The organism is Leptolyngbya sp. FACHB-60 (assembly GCF_014695775.1).
Lineage (GTDB): Bacteria > Cyanobacteriota > Cyanobacteriia > Phormidesmidales > Phormidesmidaceae > Nodosilinea.
In genome coordinates this window covers 1-17,336 of record NZ_JACJOX010000048.1, presented here as the reverse complement: position 1 = coordinate 17,336, position 17,336 = coordinate 1, and the positions used below count along the sequence as shown (strand labels likewise).

At 56.2% G+C, this 17,336-nt stretch carries 15 protein-coding genes and 2 pseudogenes; 10 read left to right on the top strand and 7 right to left on the bottom strand.

The window, feature by feature from the left end:
• Window positions 1-23: 23 nt before the first annotated feature.
• Window positions 24-515: a TM2 domain-containing protein gene (locus H6F57_RS17620; RefSeq protein WP_190624728.1), complete on the top strand. Its 492-nt coding sequence runs from the start codon at window positions 24-26 to the stop codon at window positions 513-515.
• A gap of 220 nt (window positions 516-735) precedes the next feature.
• On the opposite strand, the gene H6F57_RS17615 is transcribed toward H6F57_RS17620, so the two are convergent.
• From H6F57_RS17615 to H6F57_RS17605, 3 genes are all read right to left on the bottom strand, one after another.
• Window positions 736-1,608, bottom strand: coding sequence for an MBL fold metallo-hydrolase (locus H6F57_RS17615; RefSeq protein WP_190624729.1), 873 nt, complete (start codon window positions 1,606-1,608; stop codon window positions 736-738).
• A 70-nt stretch (window positions 1,609-1,678) separates the two neighbouring features.
• Window positions 1,679-2,074 (bottom strand): hypothetical protein, encoded by a 396-nt coding sequence (locus tag H6F57_RS17610; protein WP_190624730.1) that lies wholly within the window; start codon window positions 2,072-2,074, stop codon window positions 1,679-1,681.
• Between the two features lie 287 nt (window positions 2,075-2,361).
• Window positions 2,362-2,559 (bottom strand): hypothetical protein, encoded by a 198-nt coding sequence (locus tag H6F57_RS17605; protein WP_190624731.1) that lies wholly within the window; start codon window positions 2,557-2,559, stop codon window positions 2,362-2,364.
• 384 nt (window positions 2,560-2,943) lie between these two features.
• Between H6F57_RS17605 and H6F57_RS17600 the strand changes: the two genes are divergently transcribed.
• Together H6F57_RS17600 and H6F57_RS17595 are read left to right on the top strand one after the other, a co-directional pair.
• Window positions 2,944-5,559 carry a M1 family metallopeptidase gene (locus H6F57_RS17600; protein ID WP_190624732.1) on the top strand — a complete coding sequence of 872 codons (2,616 nt, stop codon included), beginning with the start codon at window positions 2,944-2,946 and terminating at the stop codon, window positions 5,557-5,559.
• Between the two features lie 66 nt (window positions 5,560-5,625).
• The gene (locus H6F57_RS17595) at window positions 5,626-6,000 is read left to right on the top strand and encodes a GFA family protein (RefSeq protein ID WP_190624733.1); all 375 of its coding nucleotides are present in this window, start codon (window positions 5,626-5,628) and stop codon (window positions 5,998-6,000) included.
• Between the two features lie 81 nt (window positions 6,001-6,081).
• Here H6F57_RS17595 and H6F57_RS17590 read toward each other — a convergent pair whose 3' ends face one another.
• Window positions 6,082-6,645 carry a Uma2 family endonuclease gene (locus tag H6F57_RS17590; RefSeq protein WP_190624734.1) on the bottom strand — a complete coding sequence of 188 codons (564 nt, stop codon included), beginning with the start codon at window positions 6,643-6,645 and terminating at the stop codon, window positions 6,082-6,084.
• A gap of 165 nt (window positions 6,646-6,810) precedes the next feature.
• Between H6F57_RS17590 and H6F57_RS17585 the strand changes: the two are divergent.
• Both H6F57_RS17585 and H6F57_RS17580 read left to right on the top strand, forming a co-directional pair.
• Window positions 6,811-8,354 (top strand): annotated as a pseudogene (locus tag H6F57_RS17585) (phosphomannomutase/phosphoglucomutase).
• Entirely contained in the window at window positions 8,351-9,421 is a 1,071-nt protein-coding gene (locus H6F57_RS17580) for an AI-2E family transporter (protein ID WP_190624735.1), read from the top strand. The pseudogene H6F57_RS17585 and the gene H6F57_RS17580 overlap by 4 nt, the downstream one beginning before the upstream one ends.
• A 145-nt stretch (window positions 9,422-9,566) precedes the next feature.
• Here the strand turns inward: H6F57_RS17580 and H6F57_RS17575 are convergent, their stop codons facing one another.
• Window positions 9,567-9,887 (bottom strand): metalloregulator ArsR/SmtB family transcription factor, encoded by a 321-nt coding sequence (locus tag H6F57_RS17575; RefSeq protein ID WP_190624736.1) that lies wholly within the window; start codon window positions 9,885-9,887, stop codon window positions 9,567-9,569.
• A gap of 87 nt (window positions 9,888-9,974) precedes the next feature.
• Between H6F57_RS17575 and trxA the strand changes: the two genes are divergently transcribed.
• The 3 genes from trxA (at window position 9,975) to H6F57_RS17560 (ending at window position 12,388) form a co-directional block, all read left to right on the top strand.
• Window positions 9,975-10,301, top strand: a complete 327-nt coding sequence (gene trxA / locus H6F57_RS17570; RefSeq protein WP_190624737.1) for a thioredoxin — start codon at window positions 9,975-9,977, stop codon at window positions 10,299-10,301.
• A 259-nt stretch (window positions 10,302-10,560) separates the two neighbouring features.
• Window positions 10,561-11,655, top strand: coding sequence for an alkene reductase (locus H6F57_RS17565; RefSeq protein WP_190624738.1), 1,095 nt, complete (start codon window positions 10,561-10,563; stop codon window positions 11,653-11,655).
• A 169-nt stretch (window positions 11,656-11,824) separates the two neighbouring features.
• Window positions 11,825-12,388, top strand: coding sequence for a polymer-forming cytoskeletal protein (locus tag H6F57_RS17560; RefSeq protein ID WP_190624739.1), 564 nt, complete (start codon window positions 11,825-11,827; stop codon window positions 12,386-12,388).
• 27 nt (window positions 12,389-12,415) lie between these two features.
• Here the strand turns inward: H6F57_RS17560 and H6F57_RS17555 are convergent, their stop codons facing one another.
• Both H6F57_RS17555 and H6F57_RS17550 read right to left on the bottom strand, forming a co-directional pair.
• Window positions 12,416-13,189 carry an isoprenyl transferase gene (locus H6F57_RS17555; protein ID WP_190624740.1) on the bottom strand — a complete coding sequence of 258 codons (774 nt, stop codon included), beginning with the start codon at window positions 13,187-13,189 and terminating at the stop codon, window positions 12,416-12,418.
• 140 nt (window positions 13,190-13,329) lie between these two features.
• Window positions 13,330-14,298, bottom strand: coding sequence for a ferritin-like domain-containing protein (locus H6F57_RS17550; protein WP_190624741.1), 969 nt, complete (start codon window positions 14,296-14,298; stop codon window positions 13,330-13,332).
• A 197-nt stretch (window positions 14,299-14,495) separates the two neighbouring features.
• Here H6F57_RS17550 and H6F57_RS17545 point away from each other — a divergent pair, with 197 nt between their 5' ends.
• Entirely contained in the window at window positions 14,496-17,036 is a 2,541-nt protein-coding gene (locus H6F57_RS17545) for an NB-ARC domain-containing protein (RefSeq protein ID WP_190624742.1), read from the top strand.
• A gap of 156 nt (window positions 17,037-17,192) precedes the next feature.
• A pseudogene (locus H6F57_RS17540) lies at window positions 17,193-17,336 on the top strand (photosystem II q(b) protein); the annotation flags it as partial.

Sequence of the window (17,336 nt, the reverse complement as noted above, 5' to 3'; positions counted from 1 at the left end):
ATTGGTCTTTTCAGAGACACACCATGGCACGAGCAAAAACTGAAACAGCCTACATGCTCTGGACGCTAGGTTTCTTGGGTATCTGCGGGTTACATCGGTTTTATGCCGGGCAGATTGTATTGGGACTCGTTTACCTGTGTACCTTTGGCTTGTTTGGCTTTGGCCAACTCATCGATCTGGTGCTGGTGCCCGGTATGGTCAAAACTCGCAACGAGCAACTGCGACGAAAGTACCTGGCCGAGTGGGGCGAAGATGGCCTGGCGATGCCGGTGCCGATAGATCGGACTTTGGTCACGGCCCAAGCGGTTGCTCAACCCAAAGAAGACCCAATGCTAGTGCTGCTGAAGGCAGCTCACGCTAACGGGGGCAAGCTCTCTAAGGCACAGGTGGCACTGCACACCGGACTGAGCACAGAGCGGGTAGAGGCCCTAATTCAGACCGCTCTGCAAAGCGGCTATGCCGACATTACTAACGATCCAGAATCGGGGGCGGTGCGCTACGTCTTCGATCTGTAGAGACTCAGTAGAACAATCTCGCCTGACGAGATCTAGCCCACCCTACGGGAAGCAAGCTACACCCTAAATCCCTCTCCCAGCTTGGGAGAGGGCCTTTGAAAGGCTTCCTGGCTCCCCTCTCCTCCCTGAGAGAGGGGCTAGGGGAGAGGGCTAGCAGGGACTTTTCAATCTACTGAGACTGCGATCGCGGTCGGTTCTCTCCCTACGACCATCCCCATCTCTACTGCGCTTTCATCCAGTCCAGGCATTTTTGCATGTGCTGGCGCATGGTGGCTTTGTCGGCGTGGTGGCGGCGACCGTGGCCGGGCAGCACCCACTCAAAGTCGTAGGCGGCTAGTTTTTCCATCGATTTGATTTGCTCAGGCCAGGAGTACCAGCAGACGGAGCGAAAGGCGTGAAGCTGATGCAGCCGCACCGACCAAGCCAGATGATCGCCAGTGAAGAGGACGCGATCGCCGTACAGCAGTACCGTATGCCCCTTGGTGTGTCCTGGAACTGGAATAATCGTCAAGTCGGACGCTAGTTCGACCGAGTCAGTGCCTTTGAGCTGAATTTCTACCGAGGCGGTGCCAGAGCCGATGTCGTCGGCGTGGAGGATGCGATCGCATCCAAACCGCTCATGAAACTGCTGATGGTCGGCCACATCATCCTGGTGGGTGAGGTAGAGGTAGCGCACACCGCCCAGGGCTTCGAGCTGCTTAACCAGGGGAGCAGCAAAGCGGGGCGAGTCGACCAACACGTTGCCCTCGGGCCGCCGAATAAGATAGCTGGCCGCCCCGTAAGACTTTTCGGAGTGGTAGCCGCAGTGGTAAACGTTCTCAGTGATGGAAATAGGGAAACTGGCCTGGGCCGCCTTCATATCTTTGGGCGGCTCAACGGTACCAATAGAGGCCGTGGGGCAGGCCAGCACCGCTTGCAGTGCGGCCAGCCGCTCGGCCTCTGTTTGGGGCTGATGAAAGACTGCCGACTGCTCATCGTCGCGGCTAAAGATGTCGGGGGCCATCCAGCGGCAGGTGTCGCAGTCGATGCAGGAGCTATCGACGTAGATATCGCCGTCTACGTTTTGGGGTCGGCGGGCGGTGAGGTGAGCCATAGTTATTACCCATCAATAGGTTGAGTCTATCGCTGGGAATAGGCAGTTGTGGGTCAGCGTGTAAACAGAGTTAACCTCTGCTAAAGAGCCGCTTCAGCGGATTTGAAGCAATTTGTCCCAGCGAGGCTTTGCTGCGCCGAGCCGCTTGAACCGGGTCGTCAGCAGTAAGAATATCCACAGCGCGATTGAACTGTTTGTCGCTATCGGATTGATTGGTGCTAGAAGCAAAGGTGGCAGCCGGTGTGCCTGTGTTGCCTTGGGTATCGGATAGAGCCGTTTGGTAAGCCTGGTTTAGGTTCGGTAGGCTAGCTGCGATCGCAGGCAGTTCCAAAATTCGAGCTTCTAGATTTTGGCCAATGGCGTGAAGCTGTTTTTGCAGTCCCTCTGGCAATGCGTTGTCTTGCTGACCCAGAGCGGTTATAAAGGCCGTCAGCGTTTTTTCTTGTTGGGAGTTTAAGGTAGGCATAATTTTAGGGTCTAAACAGTACTGTAACGGGGGCGATCGCAGGGTGCTGTTATGGAGCAGCCTGCCACACTGAAGCTAACCCCGATGGCGCGTTGGGCTATTGCTAAAACACAACTTACAGCGCTGCTTAGATCGAGGTTTTCAATTTAAGCTCTTGCTCTTTGATAGTAGGAAACTTTGTCAGTGATGATGACGGTTCATGACACAAATCCCACTTTGGGCAGAGCCGTTTTCTGCACCGAGCGGCTGACTGACTCGGCGGTAGGGGTATGGCACTGCAATGCTCCCTACCCAATACCGGTTTCAAAGCAGGGTTTTGTGAGTTGGGCAGTTGGGCGATCGGCGATCGCAGTTAGCAGATCGAACATTGGCTCTAAAAACACGGCGTTTGGAGCAAAAGACTCGGCATCCAGAGAAAATAGCTTGGGATCTAGAAAAAATAACTCGGCGTTCAGAGCAAAAGACTCGGCATCCAGAGAAAACAACTTGGGACTTGGAGAAAAATACTCGGTGTCCAGGGCAAAAGACTCGGTGTTTAGAGGAAATAACTCGGCGTTCAGAGTAAAAGACTCGGTGTTCAGAGAAATTTACTCGGGACTTCGAGCGAAAGAATCGGCGTTTCGAGCAGATGACTCAATGCTTGGAGCAAACGCTTGGCGTTTCGAGATAAATTTCCCATCCCTTATCCGACTGTTGCCCATAGATTGACATTGCTTAAGCAATGTCAATCTGACTACGTTTTAGACGTTTCAGAGTAGGATGGCTTTATGTCAGTCAGGGTTAGACTGTCTGGCCCAAGGTGTGTGCAGCTCGGTAGCACTGTGCCTTGGCTCTGAAGCTTTAACGTCACCAAAAGGTTTATTGCGCCCATGTCCACCGCCCGCCGCACATTTCGGATCTTGCAGGACGACAACAACGGCCACAAGTCGTTTGAAATGCCGGGGGCCAAACCCCACTACAACCCCGATCGCCCTGGCCAGGTAGAGCACATCGCGTTAGATCTGAAGCTAGACCTGGAGCAGCACATCTGCGAGGGCATCTGCGAAATTCGCATCAATCCGGTGCGCGACGGCATCGACAGCCTGAAGCTGGATGCGGTGAATCAGCAGATTGAGTCGGTCACGGTGGGCACTGCTGAGCAAGATTTTGACTACGACGGCGAACAGCTAGTAGTGCGGCTAAAACAGCCGACGGTGGCAGGAGAGTGCTTTACAGTAGCGATCGCCTATCGCCTGGTCAAACCCGAGCGCGGCATCTACTTCATCGGCCCCGACCAGCACTACCCCGACAAACCCGTGCAGGTGTGGACCCAGGGCGAAGACGAAGACTCGCGGTTCTGGTTTCCCTGCTTCGACTATCCGGGCATGCTCTCGACCTCAGAGATTAAGGTACGAGTGCCCGCCGCCTACCAGGTGGTTTCTAACGGCGAACTGGTAGACACCAAAGAAGACGGCGACCAGAAAATCTACCACTGGCACCAGCAGCAGGTGCACCCTACCTACCTCATGGCCCTGGCCATAGGCGAGTTCGACGTCATTCAAGACCTGTGGCAAGACATCCCCATTACCTACTACGTCGAGAAAGGCCGCCAAGACCAGGGCCAGATCACCATGGGCAAAACGCCCCGCATGGTGGAATTCTTGAGCGAAAAGTACGGCTACCGCTACGCCTTTCCTAAGTACGCCCAGGTGTGTGCCGCCGACTTCATCTTTGGCGGCATGGAAAACACGTCAGTGACGATTCTCACCGATCGCTGCCTGCTGGATGAACGCGCTGCGATCGACAATCGCAGCTCTGAATCCCTGGTCGTCCATGAGCTAGCCCACCAATGGTTTGGCGACCTGCTGGTGATCAACCACTGGAGCCACGCCTGGGTGAAAGAGGGCATGGCTACCTACTCCGAAGTGATGTGGACCGAGCAGGAGTATGGCCCCGACGAGGCCGCCTACTATCGCCTGGGCGAGGCCCGCAGCTACCTAAACGAAGACAAGAGCCGCTACCGCCGCCCCATGGTCACCCACGTCTATCGGGAGGCGATCGAGCTGTATGACCGCCACATCTACGAAAAAGGGGCCTGCGTCTACCACATGATTCGCGCCGAGCTGGGCGATGTTCTGTTCTGGAAAGCGATTCACACCTTTGTGCAAAACAACGCCCATCAAACGGTGGAAACCATCGACCTGCTGCGGGCGATCGACAAAGCTACCGGCCGCAATCTGCGACCCCTGTTTGATCAGTACGTGCTGCGCGGCGGCCACCCCGACTACAAAGTGGCCTACAGCTGGGATGGCGACAGCAACCTGGCCAAAGTCACCGTCACCCAAACCCAGGCCAAAGACGGTGACACCAGCAGCACCAGCGGCCTGTTTGACCTAAAAATTCCCATCGGCTTTGGCTACCTGGATTCAGAAAACGCTGTCCAAGCTGAAGTCAAACCTTTTACCGTGCGCATCCACGAGCGCGAGCAGGCGCTGTTTTTCCCCCTAGAGAAAAAGCCCGACTTTGTTAGCTTTGACGTGGGCAATCACACCCTCAAAACTGTCGAGCTAGAGTATCCGGTGGCTGAACTCAAGGCTCAGCTCAAGCACGACCCCGACCCCCTCTCGCGGATTGAAGCGGCGATCGCCCTGGCTAAAAAAGGCAACCTCGAAGCCGTTACTGCCCTAAGCGTCGCCCTTACTGACGAACCTTTCTGGGGCGTGCGCGCCGAAGTGGCTGAACAACTGGCCTCTGTGAAGCTCGATCAAGCCGTCGAGGGATTGCTCAAAGGACTCGACGACCCCGAAGCCCGCGTCCGCCGCGCCGTGGTGGAATCCCTTGGTGATATTAAAACCATTGAGAGCTACAGGGCGCTAAAGGCGATCGCAGAACAAGGCGACCCTAGCTACTACGTCGAAGCCGCCGCCATTCGCTCCCTCGGCAAAGTCGGAGCCGCCGACCTCAACGGCAAAGCGAAAGACAAGAAAACCCTCAAGCTACTAGAGAGCATTCTCAAAGAGCGCCAGGGGTGGAATGAGACGGTCAGGTCGGGGGCGATCGCAGCCCTTAGCCAGTTCAAATCCTCCAAAGATGCGCTCGATCTGCTGCTCCAGTACACCGAATCTGGCGTTCCCCAGGCCCTGCGTTTGGCGGCAATTCGCTCCCTTGGGGCCATCTCTAAAGGTCAGAGCAAACCCAACGTAGAGCGCATCTTAGATCGGCTGGAAACCATTGCCAGTGAATCGTTCTTTCTCACCCAGGTGTCGGCAGTGTCGGGTCTGAGCGGCATAGAGACTGGGCGGGCAATGGGCATTCTGCAAAGCCTGGCTGACCATACCCCCGATGGCCGCGTGCGCCGCCGCGCCCAGGAAGCTGTGCAGGCTGTTCAGAAAGCGATCGGCAAAGACAAAGCGGTGGAAAAACTGCGCCAAGAGTTGGATGATTTGAAAAAATCTAACCAAGACCTCAAGAGCCGTCTCGAAACCTTAGAAGCGAAAACGAAGTGATCAGGTGCTGTCATTGCCTTTGCAGCTCATACACGTTTGTAAATTTGCAAAGAGAGGAGAGAATACATGACGATCATGGGAAGCTGCCACTGTGGGAAGATTGCCTTTCGCATTGAAGGCGATATTCCGGCGAAACTTACTCGGTGCACTTGTTCCTTATGTTCTAAACGCGGCGCGTTATGGGCGTACTACCAGCCTAGTCAGTTTCAAGTGACAACACCATCAACTGACGATGCGACTTATTGCTGGAATACGAAACTTGTGGCGCATCACTTTTGCGCTCATTGCGGATGTACCACGTTCTCCGATAGCCCAGCTTTTGAACTAGACGGAAGTTGGGACAAAAGCACCCGCCGCATCGGCGTCAATGCGCGTCTGTTCGAAAACTTCGATGCAGCCGCAGCGCCTGTCGAGGTTATCGACGGCAAGAACCTCTGGTAGCTAGTTGCTCGCCGCACTTCACCCTGCTATCGGCGGTAAAGAGGTTTTGATTGCCCCCATAAAATTGAAGGTAGTGCTGGCTTAGCGAAAAATCTCAGCTATGGGAGTATTAAAGCCTGGCAGTAGCGGAGACGATAGCGTGTCGTCAACTAAGAGCGTACCGACCAACTGGAGCTGAGCTTCAGCGCGACGATAGATTTCCAGGGTTTTGAGTTGCCAGTTAACAATCCAATACTCCTGCACCCCATAGCGCGAATAGAGTTTCAGCTTAACTTCTCTATCTCGCTGCTCGTTGAGGTCGCCGGGAGATAACACCTCCACCATCAGCTCTGGAGCCACAATGAGGTGCCCAGCATCATCTATCCCATCTGCTAAGCGCGCTTGGCTAATCCACACCACATCGGGAATCACGGCGTCTGTAGGGGTAAAGATCACTCCTGGAGCTTGAAAAGCGGAGCCTAACCCCGTCTGCTCAGACCAATTTTCTAGACGTACGTGCAGCTTTCCGGCTGCACCCTGGTGGCGAATGTGGGGGGCACGGGTCACGTAGAGTTCTCCGTCGACAATTTCGTAGCGCTTCCAGCCGCCGTCGTCGGGCATGGCGGCCAGATCGCGGGTAGTCCAGGGTTGGGAGTAGGCGACCATAGCAGTTACCGATGGGCTTGTTTCAAGTTTAGTGGTTTCCTTAAAAGAAGCTGCCTCAGTAGATTGGAACTTAGCGCTCTCAGGTGCAAAAAAGCTGAAGAAATCGGCGGAAACCGGGGGCTGCTTTTATGGTGAAGGGGACAACAGCAGGAGCGATCGCCCCCCATGCCCCCATCCACCACATCCATTAACTGGGCCGCGTTGCAAAACGGCTCCGACATTCGCGGCGTTGCTCTAGAGGGGGTTGCCGGTCAGGCCGTGAACCTCACCCCCGAGGTGGTCACCATTCTGGGCAAAGCCTTTGCCACCTGGCTCTCTTCAGAGTTGAACATTCCAGCGGCAGAATTGGCGATCGCTGTGGGTCGCGACAGCCGCCTCTCTGGCCCCACGTTGATGCAGGCCGTCATTGAAGGCATGGCCTCCCTGGGCTGTCGGGTGATGGATGTGGCCATGGCTTCGACTCCGGCCATGTTTATGGCCACGGTGCTGCCCGAGTTTGCCTGCCACGGCGCGATCATGATGACCGCCAGCCACCTGCCCTTCAACCGCAACGGCCTCAAGTTTTTCACCCGCCAGGGCGGCCTCGGCAAAAAGGATATTTCGCGCATTTTAGAATTGGCTGAACAGGGCAACTTTGCAACGGTAGCCACCCCCGGCGCAGTGGAACGCCGTGACTTAATCGGTGCCTACGCGGCGGGCCTGGTGCAGCAAATTCGCCAGTCGGTGAACCATCCCGAAAACTTTGACCAACCACTGCATGGGCTCAACATTATTGTCGATGCGGGCAACGGTGCGGGCGGGTTTTACGCCAGCCAGGTGCTCGAACCCCTGGGGGCAGACACCACCGGCAGCCAGTTCTTAGACCCGGATGGCACCTTTCCCAACCATGTGCCCAACCCGGAAGATACGGCTGCTATGGCCTCGATTTGCCAGGCAGTGGTGGCCCACAAAGCCGATTTTGGCATTATCTTCGATACTGATGTCGATCGCGGCGCAGCGGTTGACCACCAGGGGCGCGAACTCAACCGCAACCGGCTGATTGCACTGATTGCGGCAATCGTGTTGCAAGAGCACCCCGGCACCACTATTGTCACCGACTCCATCACCTCTGATGGGCTGACCCAGTTCATTGAGGGCGATCTGGGGGGTGTTCACCATCGCTTTAAGCGAGGCTACAAAAATGTGATCAATGAGGCGATGCGGCTCAACGAGGTGGGGCAGCCCGCCTGGCTAGCGATCGAAACCTCAGGCCACGGGGCCATGAAGGAGAATTACTTCTTAGATGACGAGCTTACCTAGTCAGCCAGCTATTGGTAGAACTAGCCAAGGCTCGCCTAGCGGGGAATCGTCTCACCGACCTGATCGCCCCCCTGCAAGAACCCCAGAAAAGTGAAGAATTTCGCCTCAAGATCAAGACCACCGACTTTAAGCCCTACGGCACTGGGGTGATTGAGCAGCTACAAGCATTTGTGGATACTCAACCCGACTGGGCGATCGTGCCCAAAAACTACGAGGGAGTGCGGGTGGCCTGCCAATCCCCCGATGAGAATGGCTGGTTTTTGCTGCGACTGTCGCTGCATGATCCGGTGCTGCCACTCAACATTGAGTCGAATGTGCCGGGCGGGGTAGCTAAAATAACGCAGCGCCTAAGAGACTTTTTCGTTTCTTTGGCCGAGCTAGATATTTCGGCGTTAGAACGGCACCTATGATCTCTTTTTCTCAGCTGCCTAAGTGGGCGATCGCAGGCCTAGCCTTTCCCTTAATCTGTCTCAACGGGTGGCTGCTGTATTGGTTGGGAGGGATTTTGCAACCCGCCACCAGTATTGCAATCACTGCCAGCGTGATCGCCTTTTTGCTCGACTACCCCATCGACTGGCTAGAAAATCGGGGCTTAGCTAGAGGCTTAGCGGTAGCTCTGGTGGTGGTGTTGGCCGGTGTGGTCACCACTGTTTTGGTCGTCTTCTTGGGGCCGCAGGTGTGGCAACAGCTCAACGACTTTGCCGAACGGCTGCCCGGCTGGATTGATCAGGCCAAAACCCAGCTGCTACTGTTAGAAGATCGGACCATCTTTCAAAACCTGCCCATCGATCTCGATCAGCTGACGGTAGAAGCCGCCAATCAGCTCACCAGCGCGCTGCAAGCGACCACCACCCAGGCCATTAGCGTTACCCTCAGCACCCTTGACAGTGCTCTTAACTTGCTGATCACCGTTGTACTGGCAATTCTGCTGGTTATCAACGGCGACCCCCTGTGGGAAGGTCTACTCAGCTGGTTGCCGGCCCGCTGGCAGGCGCAAATTCGCAGTTCGCTGCGCCCCAGCTTTCAGGGCTATTTTTCGGGGCAGGCTACCCTGGCGCTGATTTTGGCTGTGGCCCAGTCAACGGCCCTCATTCTGCTCAAGGTGCCCTTTGGTCTGCTGTTTGGTCTGGTAATTGGCCTGATTAGCATTATCCCTTTTGGGGGTACGGTGGCAGTGCTGGGCATCAGTACGCTGCTGGCCTTTCAAGATGTTTGGCTGGCCCTCAAGGTGTTGGGGGTAGCGATCGTGCTGGGTCAGATTAACGACAATCTGGTGGCACCGCGTTTGATGGGGGGCATCACCGGGTTAAACCCGGCGATGATTATTCTGGTTTTGCTAATTGGGTCAAAATTTGCCGGGTTTTTAGGGCTGCTGCTGGCCGTACCCACGGCTAGCTTTGTTAAAAAAATCGTCGATAGCACCCGCCAGCCTGGCGGTGAGGAGATCAGCTTAGAAAGTTTAGACGTTAAGGCCTAGTGCTTTATCAAGCCTGAATCTGTAGGCTGGGTAGAGCCCTAGCAAAACTTGACAAAACCAACCCATAGCCGGTAGCTGAGCATAGTCGAAGCCATCGGTTGGGTTGAGCCTTGAGGGTGGCACTAAGGCAGAAGCGACGACAGTATCAGCGTTCGACCTTGGCTCCCTGAGCCGCCTGCAGAATGGTATCTAGCAGGCCAGGAAACGCTGCTTCTAAATCGTCGCGACGTAGGGAATTCATGTGCTGTGTGCCCTGTTTGCGGCAGTGCAGCACTCCAGCCTCGCGCAGAATTTTGAAGTGGTGGGAGAGAGTTGACTTTGCCACCCCCAAATCTAAATCGGAGCAGGACAGCTCGTCGTTGCTGGCAAGTCGCTGCACAATTTCGAGTCGCACGGGGTCGCCGAGAGCGTACAAAACCCCTTCGAGAGCGATGTCTTGGCAGTTGGGATGGTGAATGGGTCGCATAGTTGCATTATGCCACGGGAGACGCTATAGTTTGATTGTTCGAGTTTTTCGAATAATTGAAATTCGCCAATTGGCGGAGGTATTCCAATGTCTGCAGTTGTAAGCATTACCCAAGATACGTTTCAAACTGAAGTGCTGAAAAGTGAAGTGCCAGTGCTAGTCGACTTTTGGGCGCCGTGGTGTGGCCCCTGTCGCATGGTGGCGGGCGTTGTCGACGAAGTCGCCCAGCAATACGAGGGCCAGCTTAAGGTGGTCAAAGTCAACACCGATGAGCAGCCGGGCATTGCCTCTCACTATGGCATTCGCAGCATTCCCACGCTCATGGTATTTATGGGCGGCGAAAAAATGGAGCAGGTGGTTGGGGCCGTGTCCAAGGCGGCCCTTTCCAAAGCCGTCGAGCCATTTCTAAGCTAACTAGTCATAGCCGCTTGTAGGGGCAAACAACCGTTTGCCCCTACAAGCCATGCCGTTATTAGACCTCCCCTAGCTTGAATCCGATGAGGTTGATCGCCGTCTAACCCGACCTGAAGCGTCGTTAAACCGTTGTCCTCTTTCGGCCTCGATCCTCGCGGCAAATGCCATAGAGCCTCTGGCTCGGCTACGCCTACGCCCCTACATGACCCATACGATTCTGCGGAATTTTTTAGCGCTAACCATCTCAAAGGAGATCCCCATGTCTACCGAAAAGAATCTATTTACCCCTATTAAACTTGGCGCTTACGAACTGCCCAATCGGATTGTGATGGCTCCCCTTACCCGCAATCGCGCTGGGGAGGGCAATGTGCCTCAGGCGTTGAATGTGACCTATTACGAGCAGCGAGCCTCCGCTGCGTTGATTATCACCGAAGCGAGTCAGGTCTCGCCCCAGGGGCAGGGCTATCCTGCCACTCCCGGCATCCACAGTGCTGAACAGATCGCTGGATGGCAAAAGGTTATCCAGGCTGTCCATGCCAAGGGCGGTCGAATCTTCTTGCAGCTGTGGCACGTAGGGCGCATTTCGCACCCGTCTCTACAGCCTGATGGGGCAACGCCGGTGGCCCCTAGTGCCATTAAGCCCAAGGGCGACGCCATGACTTACGAGGGTATGCAGCCCTTTGTCACTCCGAGAGCGCTAGAGCTGGATGAAATTCCTGGCATTGTCGAGCAGTATCGCCAGGCCGCCAAGCATGCTCTAAAAGCGGGTTTTGACGGTGTGGAGGTGCATGGGGCTAACGGCTATCTGCTCGACCAGTTTTTGCGCGACGGCAGCAACCACCGCACCGATGCCTACGGCGGCCCGGTTGAAAATCGCGCCCGCCTGCTGCTGGAGGTGACCGAGGCTGTGGTGGAGGTGTTTGGCAGCGAGCGCGTCGGTGTGCGCCTGTCGCCCAGTGCCACCTTTAACGACATGACCGACTCTGACCCCAGGGCCACCTTCGGCTACGCCATTCAAGCGCTCAATCAGTTCAATCTGGCCTATCTGCACCTACTCGAACCCAGCGAGGCCGACCTGCGCTATGGCGGCATCCCCATCCCCACCAAAGAGTTTCGGCCTTTGTACGACGGCCTACTGATGGTGAACTGGGACTACGACCAGGCGGCGGGGAATGCGGCGATCGCCAGCGGCGATGCCGACCTAGTCTCCTATGGCAAGCTGTTTATCGCCAACCCCGACCTGCCCGATCGCTTCGCAAAGAATGCGCCGCTAAATGAGCCCAACCCCGGTACTTTCTACGGCGGTGGGGAAGAAGGGTACATCGATTATCCGACACTGGCTGAGGCCGCATAGGGCGTCAGCGTACCTGCGCTGATTGCCAGGTTTTCTCTAAGCGAGTCTCCCTCAGGTGAGCCCAGATCTTTAACCAATCTGGCTCACTTTTTTGCTCAGCAACAAACAGCTCCATGCCTGCGTCTTTCGGTTTAGTTTGCATAGCCACACTAAACCAGGAAACGCAACGATGAAAGCCGCAAAGATTATTTTGGCGGGTGTAATTGGGCTGTCTAGTGCGATCGCCCTCCCCCTGCCCAGCCAGGCCGATGAATTTACCTGTCAGGGCCATCTGGGCAACACCACCGTCGATAACCTGCGGGTGCCCGACGGTGCTATCTGCACCCTCAACGGCACCCGCGTTGAGGGCGACATCACAGTGGAATCGGGAGCAGTGCTGATCGCCCGCAGCGTGCGCGTTGAGGGCAACATTCAGGCGGAAAATGCTGATCAGGTGACGATAACTACCCGCTCGGTGGTTGAGGGCAACATTCAGATCAAACAGTCAGGTGGGGCGATGGTGGCCGATACCCGCATCGAGGGTGACCTGCAATTGGAGGAGAACAGGCGATCGCTGCTTAGCCAAAGCAACACCATTGGCGGCAACCTGCAAGCCTTTGAGAACGAGGGCGGCCTGCGCGTTTCTAGCAATCGCATTGATGGCAACTTGCAGTGCAAAGAAAATCGCCCTACCCCCAGCGGCAACGGCAACATGGTGCGGGGCAACAAAGAAGACCAGTGCGCCCGATTCTAATGCGTTCAGTTCTAAAGGATTCCTGCTTTAAAGTCCTTGGGCGAGGGGAGTTGTGGTTAAGCCTCCAAAGCGGCGCTGGCGGTTTTGGTACCACCGCAAGGCCTCGTAAAAGGCGGCGCGATCGAACTCGGGCCACAGCAGATCGGTAAAGTACAGCTCGGTATAGGCCAACTGCCAGGGCAAAAAGTTGCTCAGCCGCTGTTCACCGCTGGTGCGAATCAGCAAGTCGGGGTCGGGCAGGGGGTAGGTTAGCAGCGCGCGGCCTAAAGTCTCCTCATCGACCTGCTCCAGGGATAGCGCACCGCAGGCCACCTGTTGAGCAATATGGCGAGCGGCCATCACCAACTCCTGTCGGCCGCCGTAGTTCACCGCTACGTTAAATTGCACCCGCTGATTGTGGTGGGTCAGGGCCATAGCCTCTGCCATGAGCGATCGCAGCCGTTCTGGCAGCGGCGATAGGTCACCCAGAAACTGAATTCGCACGCCCTCTCGCTGCATTTCGGCCAGTTCGCGGCGCAGCAGCCGATCAAACAACCGCATGAGAAAGTTCACCTCCTCCATGGGTCGCTGCCAGTTCTCAGTCGAAAAGGCGTAGACCGTCAGCGCCCCAATGCCCCAGTCTTTGCAGCAGCGCAGCAGGTCTTTCACCGTTTTGGCCCCCTGGCGGTGACCCGCAATGCGAGGCATGCCTCGCTGAGTAGCCCAGCGACCGTTACCATCCATAATCACCGCCACATGGTTCGGCAGAGCTTCGGCATAGAGGTCTGCTGGCAGAGTCGCAAAATCGATTACTTGGGCCATCTCAAATACTCCTTACAAATAAACTGGACGGTATAAGTTCAAACAATCAACAGTTCTTGACGGAGGGAATCGTCATTTACCCTCGACATTCGCTTTTGCCTAAGTTGGGCATTGGGATTTTTCCCACCTGACAACTCTCTCTAACCATTGCTAGGATGTTGGCCAAATAGCTCCTCTAAATAGGGCTGAGTTAGCGATCGATTCCACGTCCACAGCACTCGCATTACCTGGTCAAAGGTATAAAGGAATGTGATCTGGTGATTGAGGCTCCACTGCTCCCAGGCGAGTTCAGCCGTCATGCGGCGTAGGGTGTGAACTAGGCTGCCCTGGAGGTGGGGTTGTCGCCACTTTTTCACCATTGCGTGGGTTAGCGTGCCTGCCATCATTCCCAAGCCGGTGTTGGGATAGGCCCAGCGACCAAAGCCCCAGAACTTGGTCATGTGGTTGATTTCATCGATGAGCAATTCCCCCAGCGCAGCCTGGAGGGGGCCAGTGGTGTAGGCCATCATCCACAGGTAGAGGCAGGCAGCCCCATACTCAGTGGCGATGCGGTGCAGCCCGTGGCGGTAGAGATCGGCGCGGGGGTTGCTGCTGGGGGTGTAAGGCCTTGCCCGGTGAGGAACGGCATGGGGACGTTCTCCAGATAGACGATTGTAGAGCATGGTCAAGACAGGGGTGTGCCGCTTCTCTTCTCGCTCCCAGAGTCCTGGCTTGATCACTCCAGCAGCATCCACGGTGCCGCCGACAAACTCGGCCATTTGCGGATAAAAATGCTCCAGGTATTGGCGGCTGGCCTGGGTATAGCCGCGAATGGGGGCTTCGGTGTTAATAGTGCCCAGCAGAATGGCGCAGAAGGTCTCGAGGGCAATGCCGCTGATCTGGTCGGGGAAAATATCGGCCCAATTCACGGGGTTCCACCGGCGCGGCTGGGGATCTTGGAACTGGTGAGGTAGGTCGGCGAGGCGATCGCTCAGATGCTCCACGGTCACATACCGCCGGGTTAGTGCCGCAATCCGCTGATTCGCTAGCCTGGGGCTGAAGGAGGCCTGCCAGGGGCCAGCTAAATCATCCTCCAAAACCGTCGGCAGTGAGAAAAGTGTAGCAGTCATATTTGATACTCTTTGCGTGGGCTATGGTTGAGTAAGTTCACCGTAGCTTCGGGGACTACCGCCGTCGGTCGGCTAGAGTCGGCCATTCACCCCGCGACCAGTGGCCCAAGAGCGGAAAAAGGCGGAAACCGTCCACTGGAGATGAAAGGAAATTTAAATCTCGGCTAGAGTTGTGGCCGTGGAGGATACCAGCAGCTATGGCTTCAGATGCGGTAGAACTGGCAGATCGGCTTGTCTTCACCGTTACCGGACGGCATCTGAACGATTTGCAGCGCACCATCTTGCATCAGGTGTGGCAGGGCCAAAAGTATCTCGACATTGCCAACACCGCTGGATACACCGAGGGCCACATTAAAGACGTGGCCTACCAAATGTGGCGGCTGCTGTCGAAAGTGACCGGCGAAAAAGTCACCAAATCTACCCTAAAGTCGGCTCTGCAACGATCGCTCCGCAAGATGGGCATTGATGTATCAGGGGCCAGTGCTGCCCTTGGCCGAACCGACTTGCTGGCTCAACCGGAAGCTTTTCAATTGGCCTCCTCAGTCTCCCTATTCAAGGGGAACCCAGTACAGACTACGCAGGGAGAGGATTTAGGAAGTCAGATAGCTCTGACTAACAGTGCAGAGACATCTGCCTCAACCGCAGCGAATCCTAATTTTGTAGGACGTCAGGAGGCGATCGCTCACCTCACCGCCCTGATTGCCCAAGGCGATCGCACCATTCTTATCCAGGGAGAAGGCGGGCTTGGCAAAACCACCTTGGCACAGCATTTCGTCGCAGAGCAGCCGGTGGATCTGACCCTAGAGCTGCTGATGGCCAAAGACCCCGCCGACATCACCCCGGTGGAGTGGGTGGTGGAAGAATGGCTGCGCCAAGACTTTGGTGTCGAGCCAGGGCGTGAGTTTGGGGTAACGCTCGATCGCCTGCGCCGACACCTGCGCCAGCAACGCGTCGCTGTATTAATAGACAATTTAGAACCTGCGCTGGATGCCCAGGGTCAGTTCATCGCGCCCCATCGCCGCTATAGCGAACTGCTTAGGGTTTTAGCCGACAGTCGAGGGCAAACGCTGACCCTGATGACGAGCCGCGATCGCCTCTGCGAACCCGGCATTCCCATCACCCATTACCGTCTACCAGGGTTAGAACTCCCCGATTGGGCGACTTACTTCGCCCACCGAGGCATCCCCGACCATGGGGATGTGTTGGCCGCAATGCACAGCGCCTACGGCGGCAATGCCAAGGCAATGGAAATTCTTGCCGGGTCCGTGCAGGCCGACTTTGAAGGCAGCCTCGCGCTCTACTGGCAGGCCCATAGCCAAGATCTGCTCGGCCCGGTAGATCTTAAGAACCTAGTCGAAAGCCAGATTAATCGCCTGCGTGACCTCGACTCAGATGCCCATCGCCTGTTCTGCCGTCTGGGCGTCTACCGCTACCAAGACGTGCCGACTATTCCTTGGGAATCTGTGCAGTGCCTGATGATCGACATTCCCGTTCAGCGCCACCAGGCGATCGCCACTTCCCTGCGCAATCGATCGCTGCTAGAGTGCCGCCAGGGTCGCTACTGGCTGCATCCGGTGGTGCGAGCGGGGGCATTAGCTCAGCTCTCTGCCAATTTAAAAGATTTTACCGAGTGGGAATCGGCCCACCGCTCCGCTGCCCGCTGCTGGAGCGACAGCATCCAACGCGTCTGCACCTTAGAAGATGCAATTCAGGCGTTGGAAGCTTACTACCACTACGTTGCGATTCAAGACTATGGCGCGGCGGCACGGGTTATTCTCCACAGCCGCGACAACCAATGGCAGCAGTTTCTGCCCCTGGGCAGCACCCTCTACCGCATGGGCTTGGTGCAGCCGGTCACCGATGCGATCACCGCCATCATCGACCACATTCCAGCCGAGAATGCTGACGCCAGCGAGCTGTCGAACATCTTGGGCGACCTGTATTGGATACAAGGTCGGCTGGAAAAGGCGATCGCCTGTCAGCAGAATGCGATTGCGATCGCCCAAACCTGTCTGCACACTGAAGCCCCCGACGCCAACACCCACCGCTGGTACTACCTCACCATGCTGGTGGTCGACTCCCAACTCAGTCTTGGCCTTTACTACCTCGACCTGTGGAACCTCGATGCGGCCGCCACCTGGTTTAGCCAGGTGATTGCTACCGCCACCGGCACCCGCCATCAGCCTTGGGCCGACAAAGCCACCACCTGTTTGGCTCTGGTGCGTTCATACCAGGGCGATCGCGAAGCTGCTCAACCCTTAGCCGATTCCATCATTGAGCAAGTGCGGGGCCGGGGCCAAAGTGGACGGCATGCATTCTTTGTGCAGCTTTTGGGCCATGCCTATCTCAACCTCGGCGATCTCGATCGGGCTGAATTGCTGTTCACTGCCGCCATCCAGGCGGCTGAGGCAGGTCACTACCTGCAAATTAAGGCCAACGCGCTGATTGGGCTGGGTAGGTTGAAGCCTCAACGAGGAAATGTGGCAGGGGCCATGGAGGATTGTGAGGGTGCGATCGCCTTGCTGGACGAAGTCGGTGCCCACTGCGATCTCGCCGCTGCCCACCTTCAGTACGCCCTCACCCTTGCCTGCCTGCCCATGTACTTTAGTGAAGCCCAGACCCACTTTTGTAACGCTCTGAGTCTGTTTGAATCTATCCCGGCTCCCCACCAGGTCGCCAGGGCTAAACAGTTGTGGCTAAAGCGTTTGGGCCACACCGAAAGCCTTGCGCCAAATTAAACACGCTATCCGATGGGTAATTTCCGGCTCCTTTTATGAGGGAATCTACCCTGTGTTCTTTACAATCTGCAACATTTCAGTTAATGTAATGACATACATACCTCGCTTGTCCTTAACGGACGGGCACAAAGCAAACCTAACTGCACTTATTTCATCATGACCACGACCTTACAAAGACAACAGTCTACCTCCCTGTGGGAGCAGTTTTGCCAGTGGGTGACCAGCACCGAGAACCGCCTGTATGTGGGCTGGTTCGGCGTACTGATGATCCCCACCCTGCTTGCTGCCACCGCTTGCTTC

Excerpts from the sequence above, each read along its gene's own strand:
- H6F57_RS17620 (WP_190624728.1), top strand. The coding sequence starts at position 24 with ATGGCACGAGCAAAAACTGAAACAGCCTACATGCTCTGGACGCTAGGT.
- H6F57_RS17615 (WP_190624729.1), bottom strand. The coding sequence starts at position 1,608 with ATGGCTCACCTCACCGCCCGCCGACCCCAAAACGTAGACGGCGATATC.
- H6F57_RS17610 (WP_190624730.1), bottom strand. The coding sequence starts at position 2,074 with ATGCCTACCTTAAACTCCCAACAAGAAAAAACGCTGACGGCCTTTATA.
- H6F57_RS17600 (WP_190624732.1), top strand. The coding sequence starts at position 2,944 with ATGTCCACCGCCCGCCGCACATTTCGGATCTTGCAGGACGACAACAAC.
- H6F57_RS17595 (WP_190624733.1), top strand. The coding sequence starts at position 5,626 with ATGACGATCATGGGAAGCTGCCACTGTGGGAAGATTGCCTTTCGCATT.
- H6F57_RS17590 (WP_190624734.1), bottom strand. The coding sequence starts at position 6,645 with ATGGTCGCCTACTCCCAACCCTGGACTACCCGCGATCTGGCCGCCATG.
- H6F57_RS17580 (WP_190624735.1), top strand. The coding sequence starts at position 8,351 with ATGATCTCTTTTTCTCAGCTGCCTAAGTGGGCGATCGCAGGCCTAGCC.
- H6F57_RS17575 (WP_190624736.1), bottom strand. The coding sequence starts at position 9,887 with ATGCGACCCATTCACCATCCCAACTGCCAAGACATCGCTCTCGAAGGG.
- trxA (WP_190624737.1), top strand. The coding sequence starts at position 9,975 with ATGTCTGCAGTTGTAAGCATTACCCAAGATACGTTTCAAACTGAAGTG.
- H6F57_RS17565 (WP_190624738.1), top strand. The coding sequence starts at position 10,561 with ATGTCTACCGAAAAGAATCTATTTACCCCTATTAAACTTGGCGCTTAC.
- H6F57_RS17560 (WP_190624739.1), top strand. The coding sequence starts at position 11,825 with ATGAAAGCCGCAAAGATTATTTTGGCGGGTGTAATTGGGCTGTCTAGT.
- H6F57_RS17555 (WP_190624740.1), bottom strand. The coding sequence starts at position 13,189 with ATGGCCCAAGTAATCGATTTTGCGACTCTGCCAGCAGACCTCTATGCC.
- H6F57_RS17550 (WP_190624741.1), bottom strand. The coding sequence starts at position 14,298 with ATGACTGCTACACTTTTCTCACTGCCGACGGTTTTGGAGGATGATTTA.
- H6F57_RS17545 (WP_190624742.1), top strand. The coding sequence starts at position 14,496 with ATGGCTTCAGATGCGGTAGAACTGGCAGATCGGCTTGTCTTCACCGTT.